At 51.5% G+C, this 24,432-nt stretch carries 24 protein-coding genes and 4 tRNA genes; 14 read left to right on the top strand and 14 right to left on the bottom strand.

Features of this window, described 5'->3' with window-relative positions:
• Positions 1-21: 21 nt before the first annotated feature.
• Positions 22-1,149, top strand: coding sequence for a GNAT family N-acetyltransferase (locus AArcSt2_RS01690; RefSeq protein ID WP_250582505.1), 1,128 nt, complete (start codon positions 22-24; stop codon positions 1,147-1,149).
• Positions 1,150-1,238: 89 nt separating this feature from the next.
• Positions 1,239-2,165, top strand: coding sequence for a TylF/MycF/NovP-related O-methyltransferase (locus AArcSt2_RS01685; protein ID WP_250582503.1), 927 nt, complete (start codon positions 1,239-1,241; stop codon positions 2,163-2,165).
• Between the two features lie 11 nt (positions 2,166-2,176).
• Here the strand turns inward: AArcSt2_RS01685 and AArcSt2_RS01680 are convergent, their stop codons facing one another.
• From AArcSt2_RS01680 to AArcSt2_RS01670, 3 genes are all read right to left on the bottom strand, one after another.
• The gene (locus tag AArcSt2_RS01680) at positions 2,177-3,394 is read right to left on the bottom strand and encodes a M24 family metallopeptidase (protein ID WP_425493635.1); all 1,218 of its coding nucleotides are present in this window, start codon (positions 3,392-3,394) and stop codon (positions 2,177-2,179) included.
• Positions 3,391-5,241 carry a UvrD-helicase domain-containing protein gene (locus AArcSt2_RS01675; RefSeq protein WP_250582501.1) on the bottom strand — a complete coding sequence of 617 codons (1,851 nt, stop codon included), beginning with the start codon at positions 5,239-5,241 and terminating at the stop codon, positions 3,391-3,393. The genes AArcSt2_RS01680 and AArcSt2_RS01675 overlap by 4 nt, the downstream gene beginning before the upstream one ends.
• A 97-nt stretch (positions 5,242-5,338) precedes the next feature.
• Positions 5,339-5,518, bottom strand: a complete 180-nt coding sequence (locus AArcSt2_RS01670) for an HVO_0416 family zinc finger protein (RefSeq protein WP_174652821.1) — start codon at positions 5,516-5,518, stop codon at positions 5,339-5,341.
• 252 nt (positions 5,519-5,770) lie between these two features.
• Here AArcSt2_RS01670 and AArcSt2_RS01665 point away from each other — a divergent pair, with 252 nt between their 5' ends.
• Together AArcSt2_RS01665 and AArcSt2_RS01660 are read left to right on the top strand one after the other, a co-directional pair.
• A complete protein-coding gene (locus tag AArcSt2_RS01665; RefSeq protein ID WP_250582499.1) occupies positions 5,771-7,282 on the top strand; it encodes an SLC13 family permease in 1,512 nt (503 codons plus the stop codon).
• 108 nt (positions 7,283-7,390) lie between these two features.
• On the top strand, positions 7,391-7,645 hold the full coding sequence (locus AArcSt2_RS01660) for a hypothetical protein (protein ID WP_250582497.1): 255 nt from the start codon (positions 7,391-7,393) through the stop codon (positions 7,643-7,645).
• Between the two features lie 39 nt (positions 7,646-7,684).
• Here the strand turns inward: AArcSt2_RS01660 and AArcSt2_RS01655 are convergent, their stop codons facing one another.
• The 3 genes from AArcSt2_RS01655 to AArcSt2_RS01645 form a co-directional block, all read right to left on the bottom strand.
• Positions 7,685-8,629 (bottom strand): alpha/beta fold hydrolase, encoded by a 945-nt coding sequence (locus AArcSt2_RS01655; RefSeq protein WP_174652824.1) that lies wholly within the window; start codon positions 8,627-8,629, stop codon positions 7,685-7,687.
• Between the two features lie 18 nt (positions 8,630-8,647).
• Complete coding sequence (locus AArcSt2_RS01650) at positions 8,648-9,067, bottom strand: hypothetical protein (protein WP_174652825.1); 420 nt, start codon at positions 9,065-9,067, stop codon at positions 8,648-8,650.
• A 412-nt stretch (positions 9,068-9,479) separates the two neighbouring features.
• Positions 9,480-9,552: transfer RNA gene (locus AArcSt2_RS01645), tRNA-Val, on the bottom strand.
• A gap of 111 nt (positions 9,553-9,663) precedes the next feature.
• Here AArcSt2_RS01645 and AArcSt2_RS01640 point away from each other — a divergent pair.
• Complete coding sequence (locus tag AArcSt2_RS01640) at positions 9,664-10,167, top strand: DUF192 domain-containing protein (protein ID WP_250582495.1); 504 nt, start codon at positions 9,664-9,666, stop codon at positions 10,165-10,167.
• Positions 10,168-10,248: 81 nt separating this feature from the next.
• Positions 10,249-12,186, top strand: a complete 1,938-nt coding sequence (locus AArcSt2_RS01635) for an ABC transporter ATP-binding protein (RefSeq protein WP_250582493.1) — start codon at positions 10,249-10,251, stop codon at positions 12,184-12,186.
• 14 nt (positions 12,187-12,200) lie between these two features.
• On the opposite strand, the gene AArcSt2_RS01630 is transcribed toward AArcSt2_RS01635, so the two are convergent.
• Positions 12,201-12,542, bottom strand: a complete 342-nt coding sequence (locus tag AArcSt2_RS01630) for a hypothetical protein (RefSeq protein WP_250582491.1) — start codon at positions 12,540-12,542, stop codon at positions 12,201-12,203.
• Between the two features lie 120 nt (positions 12,543-12,662).
• On the opposite strand from AArcSt2_RS01630, the gene AArcSt2_RS01625 reads away from it, so the two are divergent.
• Positions 12,663-13,403, top strand: a complete 741-nt coding sequence (locus AArcSt2_RS01625; RefSeq protein WP_250582489.1) for a creatininase family protein — start codon at positions 12,663-12,665, stop codon at positions 13,401-13,403.
• Between the two features lie 2 nt (positions 13,404-13,405).
• On the opposite strand, the gene AArcSt2_RS01620 is transcribed toward AArcSt2_RS01625, so the two are convergent.
• Together AArcSt2_RS01620 and AArcSt2_RS01615 are read right to left on the bottom strand one after the other, a co-directional pair.
• Positions 13,406-13,855 carry a DUF5790 family protein gene (locus AArcSt2_RS01620; protein WP_174652831.1) on the bottom strand — a complete coding sequence of 150 codons (450 nt, stop codon included), beginning with the start codon at positions 13,853-13,855 and terminating at the stop codon, positions 13,406-13,408.
• Positions 13,856-13,974: 119 nt separating this feature from the next.
• Positions 13,975-14,316, bottom strand: coding sequence for a dihydroneopterin aldolase family protein (locus AArcSt2_RS01615; RefSeq protein WP_250582487.1), 342 nt, complete (start codon positions 14,314-14,316; stop codon positions 13,975-13,977).
• 115 nt (positions 14,317-14,431) lie between these two features.
• Between AArcSt2_RS01615 and azf the strand changes: the two genes are divergently transcribed.
• On the top strand, positions 14,432-15,226 hold the full coding sequence (azf, locus tag AArcSt2_RS01610; RefSeq protein ID WP_250582485.1) for an NAD-dependent glucose-6-phosphate dehydrogenase Azf: 795 nt from the start codon (positions 14,432-14,434) through the stop codon (positions 15,224-15,226).
• 5 nt (positions 15,227-15,231) lie between these two features.
• Here the strand turns inward: azf and AArcSt2_RS01605 are convergent, their stop codons facing one another.
• The 3 genes from AArcSt2_RS01605 to AArcSt2_RS01595 form a co-directional block, all read right to left on the bottom strand.
• Positions 15,232-16,173 carry an oxidoreductase gene (locus AArcSt2_RS01605; RefSeq protein ID WP_250582483.1) on the bottom strand — a complete coding sequence of 314 codons (942 nt, stop codon included), beginning with the start codon at positions 16,171-16,173 and terminating at the stop codon, positions 15,232-15,234.
• Positions 16,174-16,234: 61 nt separating this feature from the next.
• Entirely contained in the window at positions 16,235-16,846 is a 612-nt protein-coding gene (locus tag AArcSt2_RS01600) for a DUF309 domain-containing protein (protein WP_250582481.1), read from the bottom strand.
• 107 nt (positions 16,847-16,953) lie between these two features.
• Positions 16,954-17,026, bottom strand: a tRNA-Arg gene (locus AArcSt2_RS01595).
• A gap of 225 nt (positions 17,027-17,251) precedes the next feature.
• Between AArcSt2_RS01595 and AArcSt2_RS01590 the strand changes: the two genes are divergently transcribed.
• The 3 genes from AArcSt2_RS01590 (at position 17,252) to AArcSt2_RS01580 (ending at position 20,217) form a co-directional block, all read left to right on the top strand.
• The gene (locus AArcSt2_RS01590; protein ID WP_250582479.1) at positions 17,252-18,691 is read left to right on the top strand and encodes a single-stranded DNA binding protein; all 1,440 of its coding nucleotides are present in this window, start codon (positions 17,252-17,254) and stop codon (positions 18,689-18,691) included.
• Positions 18,692-18,781: 90 nt separating this feature from the next.
• Positions 18,782-19,213 (top strand): histone, encoded by a 432-nt coding sequence (locus AArcSt2_RS01585; RefSeq protein WP_174652837.1) that lies wholly within the window; start codon positions 18,782-18,784, stop codon positions 19,211-19,213.
• Positions 19,213-20,217 (top strand): histone deacetylase family protein, encoded by a 1,005-nt coding sequence (locus tag AArcSt2_RS01580; RefSeq protein WP_250582477.1) that lies wholly within the window; start codon positions 19,213-19,215, stop codon positions 20,215-20,217. The genes AArcSt2_RS01585 and AArcSt2_RS01580 overlap by 1 nt, the downstream gene beginning before the upstream one ends.
• 7 nt (positions 20,218-20,224) lie before the next feature.
• Here the strand turns inward: AArcSt2_RS01580 and cca are convergent, their stop codons facing one another.
• Complete coding sequence (gene cca, locus AArcSt2_RS01575; protein ID WP_250582476.1) at positions 20,225-21,577, bottom strand: CCA tRNA nucleotidyltransferase; 1,353 nt, start codon at positions 21,575-21,577, stop codon at positions 20,225-20,227.
• Between the two features lie 95 nt (positions 21,578-21,672).
• On the opposite strand from cca, the gene AArcSt2_RS01570 reads away from it, so the two are divergent.
• Positions 21,673-21,745: transfer RNA gene (locus tag AArcSt2_RS01570), tRNA-Asn, on the top strand.
• A 121-nt stretch (positions 21,746-21,866) separates the two neighbouring features.
• Positions 21,867-21,978: transfer RNA gene (locus AArcSt2_RS01565), tRNA-Ile, on the top strand.
• Positions 21,979-22,060: 82 nt separating this feature from the next.
• Here AArcSt2_RS01565 and AArcSt2_RS01560 read toward each other — a convergent pair.
• Positions 22,061-22,693, bottom strand: a complete 633-nt coding sequence (locus AArcSt2_RS01560) for a DUF6663 family protein (protein ID WP_250582474.1) — start codon at positions 22,691-22,693, stop codon at positions 22,061-22,063.
• A 242-nt stretch (positions 22,694-22,935) separates the two neighbouring features.
• Here AArcSt2_RS01560 and AArcSt2_RS01555 point away from each other — a divergent pair, with 242 nt between their 5' ends.
• Complete coding sequence (locus tag AArcSt2_RS01555; RefSeq protein ID WP_250582472.1) at positions 22,936-24,417, top strand: coiled-coil domain-containing protein; 1,482 nt, start codon at positions 22,936-22,938, stop codon at positions 24,415-24,417.
• Positions 24,418-24,432 lie beyond the last annotated feature (15 nt).

The following is a 24,432-nucleotide window of genomic DNA, read 5'->3' as shown; positions in this document are numbered from 1 at the left end:
AACGCTGTATAGCGTTTTGTAATGGCATCGCAGGTAGCACAAACAATCGCTGGGGAGGAGTACACCATCCGGCCATACAGATCTGGTGACCTCCAGGCATTTTTGGAGTTGGATACGGTAGTATGGGACCGAGAACAGTCTCCTGAGTGGTTCCGGTGGAAGTATATCTCAAACCCATTTGTCGATTTTGTCCCGATCGTCGTTGCAGAACAGGATGGTGAGATTGTTGGTTCACGCCCGTTCATGGTGTTTGAGCTCCGAGCAGGAGAGTCCACTTTCATTGGATACCAACCCGCAGACACCTCAGTCCATCCAGATCACCGGCGAAATGGCATCTTCAGTTCGATGACTGAGTTTGCCCTCACTGAGTATGCAGGGACAGAGCCGGATTTCTACTTCAATTACCCAAACGAGTATGCTCGCCCGGGATATGAATCGCTGGGCTGGCACACTGTCTCACCAGCGGTTACACACTTTCTGTTGCGATCGACAACCGGATATGGAAACGGGTCGCTCCCTTCAAAGATCGGGAAAACGCTGCTTAATCCTGCATTAACGCTCCGTCAACAGTTTCGGAGTAAGCGAACCTCTGTGAACTCTGCTGTCTCTGTTCGCCGAATTGAGGGAGTTCCATACAAACGCCTCGCAACACTCTACCGACGAAATATTCCAACGGCGTTCCATGCACACCGATCGGAGCAGTTCCTTAGATGGAGGCTGTCCAGTCCTGTCTGGAGCAGAGAAACCTACTTTGCAGCGTCTGACAGCTGTACCGTTGCCGTTGTTATTCGGACACGGACGCTCACAAACGGCGCGGTGCTTACACAGATAGTTGACGTCCTCCCGTTTTCGGGCGACGATAGGTGGCAGATGGCACTCAAGGGAGCAGTCAAACGTGTCATTACAGATCACCAACAGACAGACCTGTTTGCAACGGTTGGTAACACGCTTCCAAAAGAGCTGCTTAATGCATTTGGATTCATGAGCAACGATCGATTGCCACTGTCATACTTTAGCCGATACAGCACTGCCCTTGTGACACGGCCAAACGGCGATCCAGCAGACGAAAACGCATGGCGGTATGGCAATCGGCCAATTGATGATCCCACACAGTGGCGCCAAACATTCATTGAATGGGATACATCGTAACGTGTTTTTTCCGCTTTCTCTCGGTTGGGGAGTGCTTATTCGTCCGAATGTGAGTGCTAACAAAGCCATTCGCAGCACCGACATGGATAATGGCAGTTGAACATTCCACCACTGAGCAAGACACCTCGCGATCGCACCGACTTGCACATAGCGTTGCACGGGTGTACCGCCTCTCAATTCTTGTGCTTAGTTTGCCGATCGTCTTGAGCGAGTATTTTGCACCAAAAACAGGCCGAGAGTACGGGATTGGGCTTCGAGACAAGCTACGACTCGGAGTTACAATGCTCCGAAACAACCGGCGAATCCCAACCGGCTCATCGTTTGTTGAGCATCTCATTATTGCGACAAAAGCGTTCACCGTCCCAGTTGAGGAGGATGGTGTTCTTGTCGAATGTGGGGCATACAAGGGTGGCAGCACCGCAAATCTCTCGCTTGTTGCTGCACTCTGCGGCCGTGAACTTGTTGTCTTTGACTCATTTGAGGGGATGCCTGATCCAGATGATAGAGACAGAGAACATCTGCTCTTGGCCTCTGAATCGGTCCACACATATGATGCAGATGCGTGGCAAGGTACACTTGCTGAGGTTCAAGCGAACATCCAACAGTACGGTAACATTGACGCCTGTCGATTCGAAGTTGGGTACTTTGAGGAGAGTATGCCCGCGTTTACGGACCCTGTTGTCGTTGCGTTTGTCGACGTTGGGCTTCGATCGTCCGCAGAGACTGCGATCGAATATTTGTGGCCTCACCTCCAGACCGGACGCTACCTGTTCACTCACGAAGCAAAACATCAAGAGATTGTGAGCCTCTTTTTTGAGGATGCATGGTGGCGCGATCGAATTGGAACGGAGCCACCTGGCCTTGTTGGAGCAGGAAGCGGACTGGGACTCCATCCCGGTCCGAACGGATTTTCCAGCTTACTTGCATATACGATCAAATCTCCGGAGCGCCGACAGTTCAAAACGGTCTCCGACGACGGAAAAGAGAATGTTGTCGCTGGACACGCAGATAATTGAGTTGTAGCATCCTACCGGCTGTGTGTCGGTGTAATTGATCGAGGATACGGTGCAAGTATCTCATACCCTGGCTCCGCAGCTGTGATCAGGACGAGCTCTTCAAGCCTCACCCCACCGCGATCGGGATCGTACACTCCCGGTTCCACGGTAACGACCATCCCTGACTCAAGCGGTGTTTCTCGGGAGAGAATCGGGGGCTCATGGAGGCTCAACCCAACGCCATGCCCTGTTCCGTGAGTAAATCCGATTTCTCCTTCCTCGGCGACCATCGGAAAACCATATGCACCGATCTCCGCAGCTGCTTCTTCATGGACCGTTGCTGCATCAACTCCCGGCGCAAGCTGTCGGAGTGCGGCATCAAGAGCTGCCTCAACTGCGACATATGCCCTTCGTTCCCATCCACCGTCACCCTCCACAACAAACGTACGCGTCATATCGCCATAGTAGCCGTGTGGACCTCGTGGCGATATATCGATCAACACCGTTTCACCTGCATTAATCTCTTCAACACCCGTAAAATGAAGATCTGCAGCAGACGATCCAGCACCAATCACCGTATTTCCTGCCGGCTGAACACCATCTTGTGCGAGAATTGCATTGATTTGCCTTCGGAGCACTTCAGTCGTAAGTGCGGCTCCGCTCCACCGAAGCACTCCATTTTTTTCTGTGCTCTCTGCGAGGATCTTCTCTGCCTGGGCCATTCCAGCAGCGGTCACCTGTTGGACACACCGGAGGCAACCGATCTCAGCAGGCGTTTTCTGCTGTCGCTGAACTGTTACTGCATCTGTCGATCGGAGTTCGTAGCCTGCTTGCTCCAGATAGAGCGCTGCATCGTGTGGGATCTGTTGTGGAACTAGAATCGTGCCGTCAGAAATGCCCGCTGCTTGGAGCGTCGATACTGCACGAATCCCTGCTGGCTCCCCAACTTGTTCTGTGCGAACCTGCCGATGGGTTGTATCGCTTGCGCGATCGATAAACTCAGTCTGTGCCTGTTCGTGGAACAGTCTCGGTGCACAGAGCGTTGCGGTCGCTTCCGACCCGGTATATACAAATGCGTACGGCCGATCGGGCCCTGAGAACCGGGTGAGGTATCGAAGCTCATCATCGAACCGATCGCCAACATGAACAAAGCCGTCTGCATCTGTGTCAGCAAGCACTGTATTAAAAAACTCGAGCGATGTTGCTGGAGGCGAACCCGGATCCGGTGTTGTGGGTTGTGTTGTTTTCACGGCTCCGGTTCAAGTGCATCCGCAGGTGGCTCTTGTGCCGCTTCGAGCAGCTCCTCGACAGGTTCATCTCGAATCTCGTTGTGCAAGAGGACGCTAATCGGGAGTGTTGGTGCGCCGCTGATCAGGTTCTCCATCAAGACTAACCGCTCACGGGCACGAGACATTCCGACGTAGAAAACACGCCGCTCGTTGTCGGTTAGCACTGGAACAGGATCGGTTCGCTTCGTAAACTCACTTTCTTCGTCCTCTTCGTGGCCGCTGATCGTCGCCGCCATCTGCTCAACGACCTTCTCAGTCAGATCGGTCCCAACGAAGACGTGGTCTGCTTCGCGACCTTTTGCGGAGTGGATCGTCCCTACACGAACCGTATTTGGATCCAAGCCTGCATAGTCACCACTGAAATACGATTTAATTGATTTTCGCTGGAAGTTGGTAACCTTTCGAACCATATCGCTTGCCGACGCTGGCCCGGGCATAAACGGTGCAAACCGCCTCACATCGTCCGGTGCGAGCGGTATCTCTACGATATTCTCTGTCTCCGCATTTTCTTCTGTCTCATCAAGGAAGTCATAGAACTCCTCTCTCTCATTCGTTCCAAACGCTGAAGATTGAAGCATATCTGCCAATCGTCGCCCTTGCAGGAGCGTGAGTTCCTCATCTTCGCTGTAGGCTTCAACCGCCCGAACATAGTCTGTCAACCGATCGGTCCACAGCCGTTGATCGGTAAGTGATTTAAATGGAATTCCTTGATCAACAAACTCCTCGATGAATTGGAACAGTTGGTATCGTGCACGGAACAGCAGCATGACACTCCCGCTATCCTCATCGACAGTGTAACGAACATTCCGAACAAGCTCCAATATCGAGGGGTTCTGAATACCTTCTACGACACCTCCTTCTTTTCGTGGCTTCAGATCTTTCTCTTGACGCTTTTCGATATGTCTGATCTCATGGTTTACCACATTGAGAATCTTTGACGGAAGGCGGTAGGAGTTCGGCAGAATTTCATCTTCGTCCCGTTCCGTGTCCAATAGGATGTCTGGGTCCGCACCTTGCCACGCGTAAACAACCTGGTCGTCGTCCCCTGCGATGAGGACTTTTTTCATGTGCGGCTTCCACTCTTGATAGACATCGTACTGCAGGGTTGTAATATCCTGAAACTCGTCGATGATCAGATACTCAACGTTTGGCAGGAGCGATCGCTGTTTAACACGCTCAAGCATATCGGCGAAACCGACGAGGTTATGTTCGCCCTTGTATGCACGCCATGCGCGAATCGCTTCTGGAATGTCAACTCGATCGTCGTCAGATGTCCATGTTGGCGTGTACTTGTTCCCTTCTTGTGCATGTGGATCAATCTCCGGTGGAAGCCGAACCTCTTCAACATTCCACTGGAAGGGAACATCGTACCAATCTGCAACCTCCCGACGTGTCCGCTGGAGCCACTGACTTGTCGCGATGATTTTGTTTCCGATCGTGGTCGATCGCGATGTTCGCCGACCACCACTTTTGTACTCGTCCTCATATTCAAGGCCGTAATCTTTGCAGAACTCCTCTTTGTTTGATTCGCTCACCACGTCGCCGCGTGAGAGATTCAACAGCTCATACGCTTTTGCGTGCATCGTACAGACGCTCCCCTGCAGTGCACGTGGTGTTGTGTCGATCCGCTCTGCGAGCCGCTCACGAATCTCCGCCGCCGCAGCACGAGTATAGGAAACAACAAGAATATCGCGAATCGTGACCTCTTCTTCTTCTAAAATCGAATCAACCCGGTCGAGGAGTGCAGTGGTTTTCCCGCTGCCAGGACCACCAAACAGCCGGGTAACCGTCACATCGCTAGTGCTCATTATACACATACATGCACTACAGCATCATAAGCAATCTGAATACAAACCACGAAAAAAACAATGAACTACTTACCAGAGCGATCGAACGTGGATACCCCTATACTGGTTTCCACCCACAGACAGTACATGTTCGCGCATCTTCGCTGTGAATCCCGCCACACTCAGGACACTGCTTTTTGTTATACGAATACTCCCATCGGGTTGTTGTCATCTGGTGCCCGTTTGTTTCAAGGAAGTCGTCGAACAACGCGTCGTCAGAGTGCGGTGCTGAAGCCATACATGATACGCTATGTCATACCACTACTTAGCTGTTTGGCTTTGCGTACTTCTTTGTCGGAATAATACCCAAAATCACGATACTATTACCCATATTATTTGCTACTTGTCACAAAATAACCCGGACTTATCTCTACACTCTGATTCTCATATCGAAGTTTACTGGTGACTTGTCACGCATAGTTTCGTCCGCTGCTGTTCGCTGCTTGGAAGCAAGACCATACCTTTGGGGCAGTCTCTCTGTTGCTCTACAATGGAGTTTCCGGAGGATCAACCGGAACGCGACGATGCGCCACCACTCTTGAGACGAGAGACGATCGGCTTGCTCTCAGGGCCACTTGTATTTGGGCTGGTCTCTATCTTTGAGCCATTTTTCCTTCCGACTACTGCGAATGCAGTCCTCGCAGGCACCGCATGGATTGCGATCTGGTGGATGACGGAAGCAGTTCCAATACCAGTAACAAGCCTGTTGCCGATTGTTCTGTTTAGCCTCTCAGGTGCGGTCTCCGTATCCGAAGCAACAGCACCATACGCAGATCCAATTATTTTCCTCTTGCTTGGTGGATTCTTGCTCGCACTTGCAATCGAGGAGTGGAACCTCCATCAGCGTATCGCGCTCTCGATCGTTGCGCGTGTTGGTGTGAGCCCCAACCGGCTGCTGTTTGGCTTCATGCTCGCCACCGCGTCGTTGTCGATGTGGATCTCAAACACTGCAACGGCGATGATGATGGTTCCTATCGGTGTTGCAGTTGTTGCTCAGTTTACGTCAATGCAACACGCAACCACTGGAGCAGCGCCCACCGATGACGTGCCCGATGCGAAGTCACTTCCGCGATCAAATTTTGGCATCGCATTGATGCTTGCAATTGCGTACAGTGCTTCGATCGGTGGTGCGGCGACGCTTATCGGTAGCCCACCAAACGCGGTTTTTGCGGGGGTTGCATCGTCAAATCTTGGAATTGAAATCGGATTTCTTACGTGGATGCTGTTTGCACTTCCTGCTTCGGCTGTGTTTTTGCTCCTCACATGGGTGCTTTTGATCGCACTCTTTCGCCCAGAGCCGATCGAAGACACCGAAATCACGGACGCTGTTCAGGAACAGTTGGCAGAGATGGGCCCACTTGGACGGGGTGAACGTCGCGTTCTGTACGTATTTATTCTGGTTGCGGCGGGCTGGATACTTAGACCGTTTGTGTTGCAACCGCAGGTTCCAGCGATCACAGATACAACAATTGCGCTCATCGGTGGTGTCTTGTTATTTATTGTTCCGGTCAACCTTCGAGAACGAACCTTCCTTCTTGAGTGGGACGCTGTTTCTGCTCTTCCGTGGGGTGTTCTCTTATTGCTTGGTGCCGGATTTTCGATCGCAAATGCGTTTCAGCAAAGCGGGCTCGATGACAGCATCGCTCAAGCGATCTCGATATTTGCAAATATCCCGGTTGTGCTGCTGTTTGTGCTTCTCGCTGCGGTTGTTGTTTTTCTCACAGAAATAAATTCCAACACTGCAACGGCAACCGTGTTTATGCCAATTATGATTAGCTTGGGACTGACACTTGGAATTGATCCGATTCAGCTGATGGCGCTAACTGCACTCTCTGCGTCGTTTGCGTTCATGCTCCCTGTGGCGACCCCTCCGAATGCGATCGTCTTTGGGAGCGGGTATCTAACGATTCCTGATATGGTTCAGATTGGTGTCTGGCTGAACCTCCTCGCAATCATGTTGGTAGCGGCGCTTGCGTATCTGTGGGTACCAGTTATCTTTTGAGTACGTAAGCGAACGTGATTCTCCGCTGAAAATTGCAGCTACGTTGCGGTAAGGTTATATCGGTTACATCCTCACAGAGTATAACCCGGGCCGATCGGGGTATCGAATATGGAACGAGAGACAGTGAGCCATCAGGGCAGTGGCGTACAAATTGAGATACGAGAAACACCATACAAACAACATATGGAATATCCACTTGTTGAAGTTACGTGGTGGTCCTCAATTGAGGACTGTACCACGCTTGTGTTTGCAGAAACCGACCCTGCACGGCGTCAGCTTGAGCCTGCAGGTGTGCTTCTCGGTGGTGTTCCAACAGCTGTTGTTACCGCACTCGAAAAATCAGGCTACCAGATCGCATCGTAGCTTGCCTCTCAATTGAACAAATACGGAGGCAACCGATCGCTACTCTGTGGTCGCCTCTGGAACGCTCACGCCAACTTTTTCGGGCGTCAGTCGCTCAGGAATAGTCACGTCCTCACCCCTAATTTCGTCGAGGACGACTTTGATGTATGCGTTGAACAGTTCGGGATTTTCGCTCATCGGGAAATGGCCGATGTTCGTCATCTCGATCGCGCTTGCCATCTCTCCAACTCCTTCTGCAACCGCTCGCGCATCGTCAGGATCGGTTGCAAAGTCGTACTCACCGTTCATCACGTACACCGGACACTCCGGATCAACCTGGTCAAGTTTGTTCCGGTAGTCATGATCCACTGAGTAGTAGTAGAGATCGCCACGGAACAGACCAGTTGAACCCTGCTCATAGAGATGCATTGTTTCGCGTCGTGCGGCTTCTGGACCATGTGGGGCCATCAGCCCCCAGCATGCGTATGCACTTACCTCCGCGATGTTCACCTGCGGATGGTGGAACCAGTCTAAATAGTATCCCGGGCTGTGGGTGCCACACTCCAAACCAATGAGTGCACGGAACCGATCTGGATGCCAATCACCTAGCTGTAGAATGATGTTTCCACCGATGCTTGAACCCATGTATACGGGGTCCTCAAGCTCCAGTGCATCTGCAATGCTTACAATACTCTCTGCGAATGTGGTTTCAGTGAGCGTGTAATCTTCGGTCCACCACTCCTCTGTCGTCGGTGGGACGGATTTTCCGTGATGTGGTAAGTCGTACGCGATCACTCTGAAATGCTCTGTGATCTCCTCGTCTGCAAGGAGATGCCGCCACTCGTGGCCATGGTTCCCCGCAGTGTGTTGACAAAGCAGCGGAATTCCATCTTCGGGGCCTGCTTCTTCGTAGTAGACGCGATGTTTGACACCCTCTATTTCAACGCCAACATAGTGTCCAGTAATCGATTCTTTCTCGCCGTGGGCTGGTGGTTCGATCGTCATTGTTTGGTGGTTTGCTAATTAGGTATTGTGTGCAACGCGCATCAGATCGAGCGCTCGCTGGAATGGCCGCAGATTCTGGAAAATTCGTTTGTTATTGCCTTGCAGCTCAAGATGGCCGTCCTCACCTCTGACTGCTGTCCGATAGTTTGACGCAATAATCTCATTGTTATGTGCAGGTGGTAGCTCCTGGACGAACTCCTCCCACGCCTGTTTGCTTCCTCGAACACCAAACGACCACTCCTGATTCACGCCAGGATTTGGCACGATCGTTTCGACCTCCCCACCATGCATTTCGATCAAGAACCGATCGTCATCGATCTCAACAAAGAAGTTCGTGTTGAACCGATCGTGACCACGTACTTTCATCTCTTTGTCTGTATTGACTGTCTCTTTGTACTGTTCCCACCATTCGTGGGATCCCAACTCTGTATCTGACATTATTTTATTCCTCACCTTCTGAGAAGGCAGTTCAACGTCGAGGAATCTCCCACTTCGTTATTCTATCAAAATCTGTGAAAAACAGTGACCTACCTGAATACAACTCAATCTTACAGCAGTATCTCCGTGTATTATGGTAACTTCCATTGAACAATGTTCAACGAATCACGTCGGTGGCCCAGTTGTGTGTTCAGTATAAAACCGCAGTGGGCCGAGCAGAATCGACCCTCACTCGCTCACTTCCTGAGTAGATTTGCCCTTACAGAAATACACCCACGGCTCACTTCGTTTGCCGGGTTGAGTGGGCTCGGGCGGAATCGAACCACGATCGCTCACTTCGTTTGCTCCCTGCTTCGACCGCCCTCACTGAAACAGATTTGTGACTCACCGTTTAGCTCGTCACAAAATCTGATGGGCTCGGGCGGAATCGAACCGCCGATCTCGTCCTTGTAAGGGACACGTCATAACCACTAGACCACGAGCCCGCATTCGATCGAACCCGCCGCGTGGGGATAACCCTTTCTTTCTGCCCGCGTCTCTGCGATCGATTCCCGTGGGTCGAAATAACTATCCAAATCCCACCCGTCTCGTGCGATGTGACCTCCCGACGTATCTTTGTGGCGATCGCAGTGGTTGGCCTCCTCGCAGTCGGCGGTGTTGTTGGCTACCAGCTCGGGTTCATTGCTGGTGGTGAGTATGAATGGACGACGATCGAGATCGAATCCGCCGACACCGGTGGGGAGCTCGGGGTCGTCGATGTTCGGATTGCAGATGACTTTGCGAAACGCTACACCGGCCTCAGTGACACTGAATCGCTTGACGACGATGAAGGCATGTTGTTCATCCACGACGAGCCTGGAACCTACTCATACGTAATGCGAAATATGGACTTCCCGATCGATATTGTATTCATCGATGAAGATGGCTACATTACCGAAATCCACTCCGCACCTGTTGAAGAAAACCAAGACGATCTCACGAGCTATACTGGCGAGGGACAGTTCATTCTTGAGGTAAATGAAGGATACATGGCCGATCGGGGGATTACGATCGGCGATCGCGTCGAATTTGATCTTGACGATCGGCGGCCGCGCCGCTAACTCGCACACTCCGGCTGTTTTCACCGGTATATTTCGATTCGAAGGGAATACTCTTTGAAGCGCACACCGAACAGTAGTGTAATGAGTAGTATCGACTGGGAAGATGATGATCCGTTCGAGGACCAACGCGATCGCATTGATAAGCCAATGAAGCGGCTGTTGTTCAGCTATGGCCGCCCACATTGGTTCTCCGTCAGTGCAGGTATTCTCGCGAGTATTTTTGCTCGGATTCTCGATCTTCTCCCGCCGTTGTTGCTTGGTATTGCGATCGATGGGATCTTTCTCCGAAACGAAGCGTTCAGCCTTCCGCTCGTGCCTGATGCATGGCTCCCAACGAATGAAACCGAACAGTTCATGTTGACAGTGGCGATTATCGCAGCCTCATTCTTGATCGGCGCCGCCTTCCACTGGATTCGAAACTGGGGGTTCAACGCGTTCGCACAGAACATCCAACACGAAGTCAGGACTGACACGTACGACAAGATGCAGCGACTCGACATGGAGTTCTTCGCCGACAAACAGACCGGGGAGATGATGTCGATTCTTTCAAACGATGTGAATCAGTTGGAACGCTTTCTCAATGATGGATTGAACTCCGCGTTCCGCCTTGGTGTGATGGTGATCGGAATTGCAGTGATTCTCGTCTCACTGAACCCGCAGTTGGCACTTGTTGCAATGTCACCAGTCCCGCTCATTGCTGTATTTACGTACATCTTTGTCAAACGAATCCAGCCAAAATATGCCGCAGTCCGATCGAGCGTCGGAAAAGTCAACTCCCGGCTGGAAAACAACCTTGGTGGCATTCAGGTTATCAAATCCTCAAACACGGAGAACTTTGAATCCGGACGAGTCGATGAGGTCTCACAGAAATACTTTGGCACAAACTGGGGTGCGATCAAGATCCGAATCAAATTCTTCCCGGGGCTACAGCTCATATCCGGGATCGGATTTGTGCTGACGTTCCTTGTCGGTGGCTACTGGGTGTTTACAGGGGTTGGTCCCGGTCCATTCACGGGCACACTCAATGAAGGTGCATTTGTGACGTTTATCCTTCTCACACAACAACTTGTGTGGCCAATGGCACAGTTCGGCCAAATCATCAATATGTTCCAGCGTGCGGAAGCATCCGCTGAGCGTATTTTCGGGCTCATGGATGAGAACGGTCGCATCGAGGAGCAAACTGACGTTGAAGAACTCGTTGTCTCTGACGGGCGCGTCTCATACGACTCAGTCTCGTTCAGCTACAACAATAACGAGCAGATTATTTCGGATATCAGTTTTGACGTCGATGGTGGTGAGACGGTTGCACTCGTTGGGCCAACTGGGGCCGGAAAATCAACTGTACTGAAACTATTGCTCAGGCTCTATGATACGGATGCGGGCAGCATAACGATCGACAATCAAGATATCCGAAATGTCCAACTCTCCAGTCTCAGACAGTCAATGGGCTACGTTGGACAGGATTCGTATCTCTTCTATGGAACGGTGAAAGATAACATCGCATACGGTGCATTTGATGCCTCGGACGCGGATGTTGTCGCCGCCGCCAAAGCCGCAGAAGCACATGACTTCATCGAGAATCTGCCAGATGGATATGATACAATGGTTGGTGAACGCGGTGTCAAACTCTCCGGGGGGCAGCGACAACGTGTTGCGATCGCCCGTGCCATCCTCAAAGACCCCGATATTCTGATTCTCGACGAGGCGACATCAGATGTCGATACCGAGACCGAAATGCTCATTCAGCGCAGTTTGGATGAACTCACTGAAGAGCGGACGACGTTTGCGATCGCACACCGTCTCTCGACAATCAAAGATGCAGATATGATTGTTGTGCTTGAAGACGGGCAGATTGTCGAGCGTGGAACGCACTCTGAGCTACTCTCCGAAGACGGTCTCTACGCACACTTATGGGGTGTCCAAGCAGGCGAAATCGATTCGCTTCCAGAGGAGTTCATTCAGCGTGCTGCCCGCAGACAAGCTCGAACCAACGTTGATATTGAGTCAACAGACGACTAACCGCGGTTCGGATTTCAGCCGGACTCGGAATCTTCTGCATTGGCTGTCTCAACGCCATGGTCCGAATTGTTCTCACCACCACCCCCATCCTCACCGATCGCTGTGACGAGTAACTCTGTAAGGCCCTCTGCGTCTTCGATCGTAATCTCTCCAGCCGTCGTATCGTGTCGTGTTCCCTGTTGATACCGAGTAAAAACTGACGCAACTGTCACCTCCTCATCACCGTGTTCAATCGTCTCGCTCCCGAAGGTGTCAATTGCAGTCTCCATACTAATTGGATACTCTACCTGTTGTGCTCTCTCTAGTAAATGTTCAACTGCAATCCCATGGGTTTGCTCTGTTTTTTCATCGCTCATGATTGTACACTAGCATACGTGACGGCTGCGTTCGATAAACCGATTTGCACCGTTCGGACACTGGACTTATCGGCTTCGATGATTGTTGCACTTGAAGTATCCCGCAGTTGTGTTCTGTGTATGCAGCTTGAAACGGCTACGTGGCAAGAAGTTGATGCGCTTGACTCGTCGCTTGCGATCGTTCCTGTTGGTAGCACCGAACAACATGGGCCACACGCACCGCTTGGAACAGATTCGCTCAACGCGGGATCTGTTGCACAAGCCGGTGCAGAAAAATATGAAGCACAAACAGGTCGCGAAATCGTCGTTATTCCGACAATCCCGATCGGTATCGCGGAGGAACATCGCAGCTTTGCTGGAACACTGTGGGTCTCACCCGATACGTTTCGGGCATATCTCCGTGAGACTGTCGCCAGCTTGGCGCACCACGGGTTCGATCGCGTCGTGATCGTGAACGGCCATGGTGGCAATATCGACGCGCTCAACGAACTGACTGGCATCATCTCTCGCCATGATGACGCCTACGCGGTTGGGTTCACATGGTTCAACGCTGTCGGTGAACACAGCACACGAATGGGTCATGGTGGCGTGTTAGAGACAAGCCTGCTCCAGCACACGTACCCAGACACCATTCGATCGGATCAGCTTGAAACTGCAGCAGAAAGGGGTGCCGATCGGTGGGGTGAGTGGGTCGCTGGCGTGAACCTCGCGCATGATTCGATCGAGTTCACAGAAAATGGTGTCGTTGGAGAGCCAACTGATGCAAGCGCCGAACTTGGTGTAGAACTTCTCGAAACTGCTACAGATGAGTTGGTCTCACTGCTGGAAGCGGTTTCTGCTCGAACACAACAGAAGCGCTGATATTAATCGTCTGACTCTGCAGCTTCTGCGGTGTCATCGCCTTCATCAACCAAGTCAACATCCGATTCTGCATCGTCAAGTGCGCCCTTGAGAGCTGGAATTGTACCTGCAAGCGAACTTACCTGCTCTTTCGCATCGGAAATCTGTTCGATGAGCTCACCCACGGATTCAATCTCCGTTTTGAGATCGTCTGCGTCCTCGAATGCATCTGCACGCTCACCGATCACATACCATTTTTTCGCCTGTCGAAGCTCATCGGCTGCGTCGCCAACATCAAGAGCGCCTTTTAATGCATTTAGTACGCCGAGAACATTCTCTGCATCAGTCTCCCAAACTTCGGCTGCGCTTGGGAGTTCGGCTTTTGCCGCATCGAGATGTTTCTCGACATCTGCACGCATCTCATCTGCACCTTCGCTGAAGAGATCGTCATCATCAAACGTTGATTGGCTCATACCCACTATTTCGACTCCTGCCTTTTTAAAAGCGATCCCAAAAGCGAAAGTGAAATTCACTCTATCGGACTATTTTGTGTGCTGTTTGCCGTATCTTACGCGATTAGTTTCACTATACGCTACTGTGTGACAGACTCAAGTTTCATCAGCGGATAGCCGTTTTCCATCTCCATTCGAGTGGTGACTACTACATCTTCATATTCAATCTGCATTGTTACCTCCATTAACGACCCGGTGAGTTCTGTGTATCCGTTTGTATGATCGATCGCGTCCGCCACTTTTTCATCATCGATTTCAACCGTCACACTTGTACAGAAGGGTTGGTTTTCGATCGATTCAGCCATTGCTTGTTCTAAACTTCGTGTACTGTGCGGGCTAATCGGTGTTCCAGCAAACTGGTGGTAGAGCGATCCGAACTTTATTCCTGCTTCAAAACAGGCCTGTTCTGCAGTAGTCGCCATACATCATCTACTATTGGCGGCTGGTAAGGAGTATCGACTTCTACCTGTTCATATTCGTACAGGTCCGTGCACAAACCGCGGCTTACTTACGCTCTGTCGTCTCTTAGACAACTATATGGATCGACCAGTCCTTCTGACCGGAGCCGGCGGGCGTGTCGGGCAGGCGGTCCTCCGGGATCTTGGACCAAAATACGACTGGCGGCTACTTGATCGTGAGCCACTCTCTCGTGATAAACTCCCGGAGGGAACATCAAAAGATGATGTGATTGTTGCAGACATTACCGATCGACCGGCGCTTCGTGAGGCAGTCTCCGGTGTTGGTGCAATTATCCACCTTGCAGGAGACCCGCGAAAAACTGCGCCATGGACGAGCGTTCTTCGGAACAACATCGATGGCACACAAGCACTGTATGAGGCTGCAGTCAATGCTGACGTTGAAAAAGTTGCATTCGCATCCTCAAACCACGCGGTGGGACACTTCGAAACCGAAACACGAACGCCAGAGATGTACCGAGAAAATGATGACTTTCGGCTAGATGGGTCAGAACACCCACGGCCGGGAAATCTGTATGGTGTCTCAAAAGCAACTGGCGAGTTCCTTGGCCGATACTACTACGATGAGTACGACCTTTCGACGGTTGCAGTTCGGATTGGAAATCTCACAAAGGACCATCCACCACGGAACTACGAGCGTGGACATGCAATGTGGCTCTCACACCGTGACTGTGCACACCTCTTTGACCGCTGTATCCAAGCCGATTATGGGTTTGAGGTTGTCTACGGAATCTCGGATAACGATCGCAAGTACTACTCGATCGATCGTGCAAAAGACGTGCTTGGATATAACCCACAAGATAATTCTGCAGAGTATCATTTTGATGGGACGCCAAAAGACGAAGTACCGCAGTAGGGGGCCTAAGACGAGAGTGGGTACGTAAACCCGGTCAACGATTCCGACACATCCCATAGCTGTGTTGCTGTTTCCTCCGAATACGATCGATCGCTCGATCGTTGTGTTTCCGGATATCCGCGCATATTCAACAACCCACTTGGCCCAACGTACTCGCCGCCAGTGAGTGTTGGTTCGACCGCTGCATACATCATCGGAAGTGCACCCATCGCTGGCGACTGTCCAAACACACGGTTCGCAACATTCATCATCGCCAGTTTCAGTTTTGAGCCATCCATCTCCGCGCCACGGCGCTGTAGATTCGTTGCTGCATAGCCTGGATGACAGGTAGTACTCACGACGGAGGAATCTACGGCTTTGAGCTTTCGATCGAGCTCATACGCAAACAACAGATTTGCGAGTTTGCTCTGGGCGTATGCGCCCCACCGACTGTATGACGACCCCTGTTGTAAGTCATCAAAATCGATTGTTCCTTGTTTGTGTGCGCCGCTACTATGTGTTACCACTCTACTCTCTCCTGGCGTCTCGATTAATCGTTCAAGAAGCAATCCCGTGAGTGCAAAATGGCCGAGATGATTCACACCAAACTGCATCTCAAATCCATCCTCGGTCTCGGTTCGAGGAATTGCCATCACGCCTGCATTGTTACAGAGGATGTCAATCGGTGTTTCTTCCGAAATAAGCGTCTCTGCAAAGTTTCTGATCGAGTCGAGACTTGCTAAATCAAGTGCACCAACAGAGAGTGATGGGTCTGGAACTGCTTCTCTTATTGACCGGACGGCATCTTTGCCGCGATCGACGCTCCGACATGCGAGAATCACGTCTGCGCCGCGTTCGGCAAACATCCGGGTCGCTTCATATCCAAGCCCGCTGTTTGCACCGGTTACAACAACTGTTTTTCCTTGGAGGTCTGGAATATCGGCTTCAGTCCACGTCGCAGTAGCCATACCACGTATATGTGCGGAAACTGGAAAGAACCACTAGTTACGGTGACGACATCTTATGTACTCACTCGAACAGCCCACGAACATCATCGGCTTTTGCCCGTTCGTGATCGACATGTTGGCTCAGTCGGGTGAACACAATCGCTCGCCGATCGCCTTCTAGAATGAACTCCGTTAGCAGCCCAGCGTATTTTGAACGGCCATGTACCGCTTCATCAGTGGCATAGCTGCTTGCATCTGCAACTACTGTACTGTCATATCCATACTCGGTTGCGATCGTTTTGGCTGCGAGTGACAGTGCTTCCAACGAGAGTGTGTCCGCGGTCAATCGCATGCCCCGGTAGTAGAGCGCAGGCACGGGTCGGCGTTCGATCTGCTCTGGATCCGTTTTGAGCATCTTTAGTGCGGAGCGAACCCGATCAAGATCGACACTCCGGTACGTAGATGGGAGCTGATGGAGATAGCCGATCGCGCTGTCACAGAGTCCAACACAGCCACTCCAGTTTTGATTTCGTGCATGGTACACTGCGGCAGTGAACTGTATTAGCCCATGGAGGAAGCGCTCGTCATCACTGCCGCGATCGAGTTCGAGCCACGTTGCTTCCCACGCATCGTGGGCTGCGTGGTACTCACCAGCGTTGTACACGGCGATTCCAGCCTGCAGTGCAGCATCCATAGACGACTTTCGATCGACAGTCGGAAAACGGTCACTGTCGCAGCGGTCTCTATCGTGTGTTTTGTGACGCTCCAATGGTTCTGTTCGAGTGTAGGTATCGACAAAAACGTCCTGACGGAGATTTGAACTCCGGTCCCTGGCTCCGCAAGCCAAGAGGATAGTCCACTACCCTACCAGGACTCATCTACAGATACCCGACTGCAACTTAAGACCGTTACGATACTGCCGCCCTATGTGTCATGTCGACATACCGCCGAGAACCTGTTTGCCAACGGAGATTTATATATCAGTACGATCGACCGATCATATGCATCAACTCATGATCGAACTGCGGCCCAGTACGCCGATTTTCTCAGGGCAAGGACAACGCTTAAGCGCAGGCTGGCCCTGCCACAATCTACGAATATGGGAGCCATAGAGGACGCCTACGACGACCTCGACACTGACGTTTCTTTTGAGGATTTCAAGGAGGCTGTCGAGAAAAAAGTAGAAGAGATGGCCGGACTTGCCGACGAGGAGACCGCGGCAATGCTCATCGCGCACGAGCTACAAGATGAGGAGGTAAACAGCATTGCAGACATCGCGCCCGGGATGGATGACGTGAAATTTATGGGCAAAGTGGTGTCGATCGGTGAACTCCGAACCTTCGAGCGAGACGGCGATCAAGAAGATGGTCGAGTCGCAAATGTTGAAGTTGCAGACGAGACTGGACGCATCCGAATCTCGTTGTGGGATCAAGTTGCGTACGACGCGATCGGAACCAAGGATGAGCCGGGAGCACTCGATGTTGGCGACGTCCTCCGGATTGCTGGGCGACCGCAAGATGGGTACAACGGCGTTGAAGTGAGTGTAAACAAAGTCGAGCCTGACGAGGATGCAGAGATTGATATCCAAGTGCTCGATGTGTATCGTATAGAGGACCTCTCGCTCGGGCTTTCAGATATTAATCTCAAAGGAACTATTCTTGATCTTGATGCGGTTCGAACATTTTCACGAAATGACGGCTCTGAAGGCCGAGTCGCAAATATGACTGTAGGTGATCCAACCGGTCGCGTTCGCTTAACACTCTGGGATGAGAAAGCCGATCTCGTTGAAAAGTTTGATGCCGGACAATCGGTTGAAATTGTCGATGGCTACGTTCGCGAGCGTGATGGTGATATTGAACTTCATCTTGGCTCGCGTGGTGCGATCGATGAACTGGAGGAATCAATTGAGTACGTCCCAGAAACTACAGATATTGGCTCGCTCGAGATCGGACAAACCGTTGATATTGCTGGTGGCGTTATCGAGACTGATCCGAAACGAACGTTCGATCGAAAAGATGGCTCCGAAGGGCAAGTTAAAAACGTCCGAATTAAAGATGAGACGGGTGAGATTAGAGTTGCGTTGTGGGGAGAAAAGGCCGACGCTGATCTTGACCTTGCTGATTACGTGGTGTTCACTGACGTCGAGATCAAGGATGGCTGGCAAGACGATTTGGAGGCATCTGCTGGCTGGCGATCGACAATCAGTGTCTTAGAATCCGATCCGATAACCGAGGACGAACCATCATCTGAGAGTGATACTGAATCAAACAGTGGCCTCAGTGCGTTTGAAAACGGAGCTGTGACAGACAGTACAGGCACTCAGGCGTCAACAAATGGTACTGGCGCTGAAGATGAGCTGCCAGCAGGTGCAGAGATCGAGTTTACAGGGACCGTCGTTCAAGCAGGTAACCCAGTGGTGTTGATGCAGGGCGATGAGACACGAAGCGTTAATACGAGCGTAGAGGTCCGATTGGGCGAAGAAGTGACTGTTCGCGGCGTTGAACGAGACGGGACAATCGACGCTGACGAAGTCTTTTAGTTCACGGCTCTCTTCGAGTTTTTATATGGCTGGGCGAACTGAAACGAAGCAACGGAAAGGATTATACGCCGTACGGACCGGTATCACGGTATGAGTGTTGAGTTGCCGTTTGCACCAGTGGATGCAATTATCCGGCGAAACGCCGGTGACTTGCGAGTAAGTGCTGGCGCCGCCGAAGAGTTGGCAAAGCGGATTCAAGCGCATGGGGCAGCGCTTGCGGTTGATGCTGCAACGCTTGCAGAACAAGATGGTCGGAAAACGCTCATGGCTGTCGATTTTGCTGTTGAGCAAGTTATTGATCGCGATCGGCTTGAGTTGCCGGTTGCACCGGTTGATCGAATCGCACGGCTAGAACTTGACGACAAGTATCGTGTTTCGATGGAAGCCCGAATCGCGCTTGCAGACATTCTTGAAGATTACGCTGATAACATCGCTGCGGCTGCTGCAAAACTCGCACGACATGCGGACCGACGGACTGTACAGGCTGAAGATATCACAACGTACTTTTCCCTTTTTGAGTAATGCAATTTGGATACAGCGATACCTGTCTGGAACACGATACCGGTACTCGACACCCAGAGACACCTGATAGGCTCCGTGCAATCAAACGTGGCCTGCAGAAACGCCACGGTGTTGTGTACCACGACAGCGAACGTGCAACAAAAGCATCAGTTTCTGCAGTCCATGATGCAGACTATGTTGATGAGGTTGAATCATTCTGTAACGACGGTGGTGGGAACTGGGACCCGGACACTGTCGCCTGCGAGAAAACATGGGATGCAGCATTACAGAGTGCAGGACTTGCTGAATGGGCGGTAAAAGAGTCGCTTGAGGGCGCAGATGGCCGGCAAACACCGTTCGCCGTCGGTCGTCCACCGGGACATCATGCAGTGTATGATGACGCGATGGGTTTCTGTTTCTTTAATAATGCTGCTGTTGCAGCCCAAACCGCGCTTAATGAGTACCCGATCGATCGAGTCGCAATTTTTGACTGGGATGTGCATCACGGGAACGGAACGCAAGACATCTTTTATGAACGTGACGATGTATTCTATGCATCAATCCACGAAGATGGACTCTACCCCGGAACGGGTGCGATTGAAGAGATCGGCGCTGACGATGGAGACGGAACAACGCTGAACGCACCACTCCCTGTTGGTGCTGGTGATGCGGAGTATATGCATGTTATTGACGCCGCTCTTATACCCGCATTGGAAGCCTTCGATCCCGATGCACTCATCATTAGTGCTGGGTTCGATGCGCATCGACACGACCCAATCTCACGGATGCGAGTTTCGACGGAGGGCTATGCACTGATGACCGATCGGATGCGAACTGCCAGTGAGACGATCGGTGCGCCGCTTTCTTTTGTTCTTGAGGGTGGCTATGGATTAGATACGCTCGCAGATGGCGTTTCAACGGTTCATGAAACATTCGACGGTCGCGAGCCAATGCCGTGTGAAGACGAGCCTGATGGGCAGACGATCGAAATTACGGATGAGCTCAGAGACCGACTCGGAATATAATCTCTGACTACGGATGTGGGGCGAAATACTCTGCAAACGTTGTTCCAAATGGTGAGCAGAGCTCAGTAAGCTCTTCATCAACTAACACCCGATAGCGCTCCTCAAGAGCCGTTTGTACATGTGTTCCGAGTCCAACATCAAACAGCATCTCACTCTCGAGCAAGGAGACTGCATCTCGACACGATCGCGGTCGCTCAACAACGTAGCGGTCTCCATCGAGAAATGGTCCATATACCGACTCATCATCTATATACGCGTTGAAGAACCCCTCTGCATGTGATCGGACGTGTACTGGCGGTCCAACATGTCGCTCAATTGCAGGCAGTGTTCGCGTAGTGAGTTCGACAAGAATGAGTGACTCTGTTTCAGCGGCAACCATCGATCGAAGTACCCCAAACCCGTGTCGGTTGAGGGCTGCAACAATGCCGTTACGTGACTTCTCAAGCTGTGGGTAGAGTTGGTCTTCGACAATAGTGGGCGTGTCAAAAACAACGCCAATGAGTGTTGTCTCTCGTTGCCTCAGGTGATCTTTGAACTGCTCTGTACTGAGTGGCTCAGTTGGCTCTGGAAAGAAGAGATCTATATGTGGCGTGGATTGTACCTGTCGAGCGTAGTGTTGTACTCGAGCGACGTTCTCTGCAGAAAGAACTGCTGCAACGTTTCGCTCCGGATCCGTTGGATCGATCACAACAAGCGAGTCATCAAATGAGGTGCTGCTATGATTTTCTGGATCATGAACAACTGGTGGTCGCCACGCCGCTGCCGCCTGAATAAACGATTGGAAATCTCCGTACTCAATAATAAGCAACTCTGTGAGATAGCCCGAGAAGCCCTTTGTTTTGAGATCGCTTCCGTAGGCTCCGATCGCTTTTAAAAATCGCTTCGCGACGCGGACATCCGATTTCTGTTCATCGGTAAGTTTCGATTGGAGGTACGCATTGTGAAACGGCGTTCGATCAACTGCCGATTGAATTTCCGTTGCCGCCGAAACTGCATAACAAGGAACCAAATCGATGTCAAATCCCTCATATTCGCCTTTAACGTATGGGTGTTCAGCATACTCTTCATGACCATCTGGGAGGACTGTGTGTCCGATTTTCAGTCCGCAGGATTCTAATTCGTCTCTTGAAAGGGCTGGTGGAAACTGAATAAACAGATCAATATCTCGATCGCCTGCAAGCCACGTTCCTCGCGCAGTACTCCCAACACGTGTCACTGTTGCATCAACCGCAAGCGCTTCGATTGCATCCGCTGCCCGATCGGTGAGCGTGTCTGTGACCGCTTCAAGCCGATCGCGTTCTGCTTGGCCCGGCGTGATTTCTTCGAGAACCTCCGTTTGGATGCGATCGAGGGAAGTCATACACTCCGCTACTGTGGTGAGGTGTGAAAGCGTGTCGCTTCCGTCGGGCGAAAACGAAAGCCCTAATTATACCACTCGACAACCATTGATTGCGAGCCGTCGTAGCTCAGTTGGTAGAGCACCTCGCTGTTAACGAGGTGGTCCCAGGTTCGAGTCCTGGCGACGGCGTCATTTTCCATCTTTCAGTTTCAGAGACCGATCGATATCGCTCGTTTTGTCTCGATCGATCGCTTTGCGTCGACCAATTCCCAACAGCATAAATACCTCCGCGCAAAAATAACGCAACAGCGGGCCCTTAGCTTAGTCTGGTTAAAGCCCCCGGCTCATAATTCCACTGGCGCAATCGTCGATCGGTGGAATGAGACACCGGGTGACCGCTGGTTCAAATCCTGCAGGGCCCATCAAAATTTTTGATCAGTTCTTTGCGATCTGTCGATTTCTATAATCAGAGATGGCTGTTAAAACTGGTGACCAGTTACTTCGTCACTCGTCAGTCCGAATATCGTACGTATCTCGAACCGTCTCTGCAAGTATCCCGTCATTCCGGAATACAATATACACCGCAACAAATCCATGCTCCGCCGATTCTAAGATGAACACACCTCGATCGACATCGTCAGACAGGTCTGCTTCTGCACGCAGAATCAGTGGTTCGATCGGAATGCCGCCGGTTCGAATGGCATCAAACGTTTGTTCACCTGGTTGGTTTGCAAACACGTACAGCACACCGTTTGGCTCTCCATCAGTGCTTCGCGTGACTGTCGATCCGACAGCATCACCCGCAGCGCGTGCCGTTCGCCACGCATCTGTCGCCGCTTCGAACATTCCGGTCACAGACCGTTTGTAATAGAACCGATCGGATTTAACAACTGAAACAGTCTTCAACTGTGCTGTGTCCCCCTCCCACTCGATCGTTGCATCAATAACTGCACCTGGATGAATCGTATCTGGAGTTACTGAGACGGCGATCGGTGCAAACGGATCCGCGTCATCCTCTGTTGCGTCATGCGGTGCATCGACGGCACGTGTCGCGTCATCGAAATTAACGAGCCGTGCGACAGATTTGGCAGCGTCAACTGAAAGAACGCGGTACCGACCTGTCGTCGTCGTATCCATATTTCCTCATTTGTTGGCGGCCCCATAAGCGGGTCGAAGTGTCGATAGGAGCAGGCTACTAGATAGTATTAATGTAGTAACAAAACGGATGGCGCTGATTGTCTGCTGTGTACCTCGCCAACGGCACATTATCAACTGCTAACGGCGGATAAGTGAGGGAAATAGTATGCTACGATCAACAACGCGACGACGACAATCCACAGTCCGGGATGACTGTAGCCACCAGTTACGGAGGACATGTAATGTCTAGCCACAAAGCCAATCCACAGACGGCCTCGTTTGAACAACAAACGTTCACCCACGAAACAGTACAACTGACTCGTCAACCAGAGAACCGTCCTGACGGAGCTGTAATTACATATACGATCACTTCAGACGAAACTGCACCTGAAACAATCCGTTTCACCGACCAGTTTGCTGCAGTCGACTCGTGTGAGTGTGGCTTTCATCCACAACATGCACCGACCGCTTGGGAATCGAATACTACACAGAACCAGCTTACGATTACGCAGGAGCTAACAGAGACTACTGAAACGGAGTTTGTGCTTGGCGTCCTCTCTCCTGATGTGAGTCTTTCTGCTGCTGATCTTCGTGGGTCGATCGAATTTATACCTGATGATACTACTCACCAACCCGCTACAGAGGCGGCCGATGAGGACCTCTCAGAAGACACAACACAGTCTGGTGGGTTCTTCCAGCGAGCAAAGATGACGCTCCTCAATGGGACTGAGGCTACACCAGACACTGAACCCACAACCGAGGGGAATACAACGCAGACTCTCTCTGCGGATACAGATGCACCGATTGACGACGAGACTGAGGCCGAGAGCGACACGGATACAGACACCACGATCGCACAAAAAATACCAATGAGAGAACAACAAACGGAGAGTTGGGACGACGATGCATGGGATACAGAGACAACTACAAAAACAGGTACTAACGGCACTGAAGCGGTCAACACAGATGGCTCTGGCGCAGTGGAATTCGATACTGACGACAATGAACCGCTTACATTCGAGTCGACAGATGAGCCGGGGGGAGCCAAAGAGACAGAAGCATCGACTGTAGACACTGACGGATCGCTCCTCACTGCGCTTGTATCGGAGATCGAAACTGGAGAACACTCACCGGATGAACTCGCTGCACTTCGAAAAGCATTAGATGAGTCATACAGCCCAACAGAACAGATCAGGCTCCAGCATGTACAAGCCCGGATGGCTGATTTTTCAGCATACCTCACGCAGTTTGAGGAGTTCTTAGAGCAGTACGAGTCACTCCTCAGCTACGCCGAACAGCAACAAGCCGCAATTAACGGATTAGAGCAGACGATCGATGAACACGCCACTGCAGTAGAAACAGAGTTGCTCTCGCTTGCTGATACGATTGAGGCTGTTGAATCATCCACAGAAGAGCTCGCAACAGAACTTCATAGCGTTGATCACGAACTTAGCGACCTCACAACAGATGTCGCTGATATTGAGACAACAGTCCACCAAGCAAAGACGGAGCATACCGCTGCAATAGATGCACTCGATACACAGTACAACACACTGCAATCGGAGTTGGAGGCGCTTGACACCGAAACGACCCAAGAAATCGATGCACTCAGGGACGCAGTCTCTGAATTTGAATCTGTCCGCGGAACGCTTGCAGACGCCTTTGGTTCCGGTTCTGATTCAGGAGCAGCAGAAAAGAGCGAGCCTGATGAGATTGAGTGGTAGCGACACCACGCGACT

It is taken from the genome of Natronocalculus amylovorans (genome assembly GCF_023638035.1).
Classification (GTDB): Archaea; Halobacteriota; Halobacteria; order Halobacteriales; family Haloferacaceae; genus Natronocalculus; species Natronocalculus amylovorans.
This window is presented reverse-complemented; position numbering and strand designations above follow the sequence as displayed.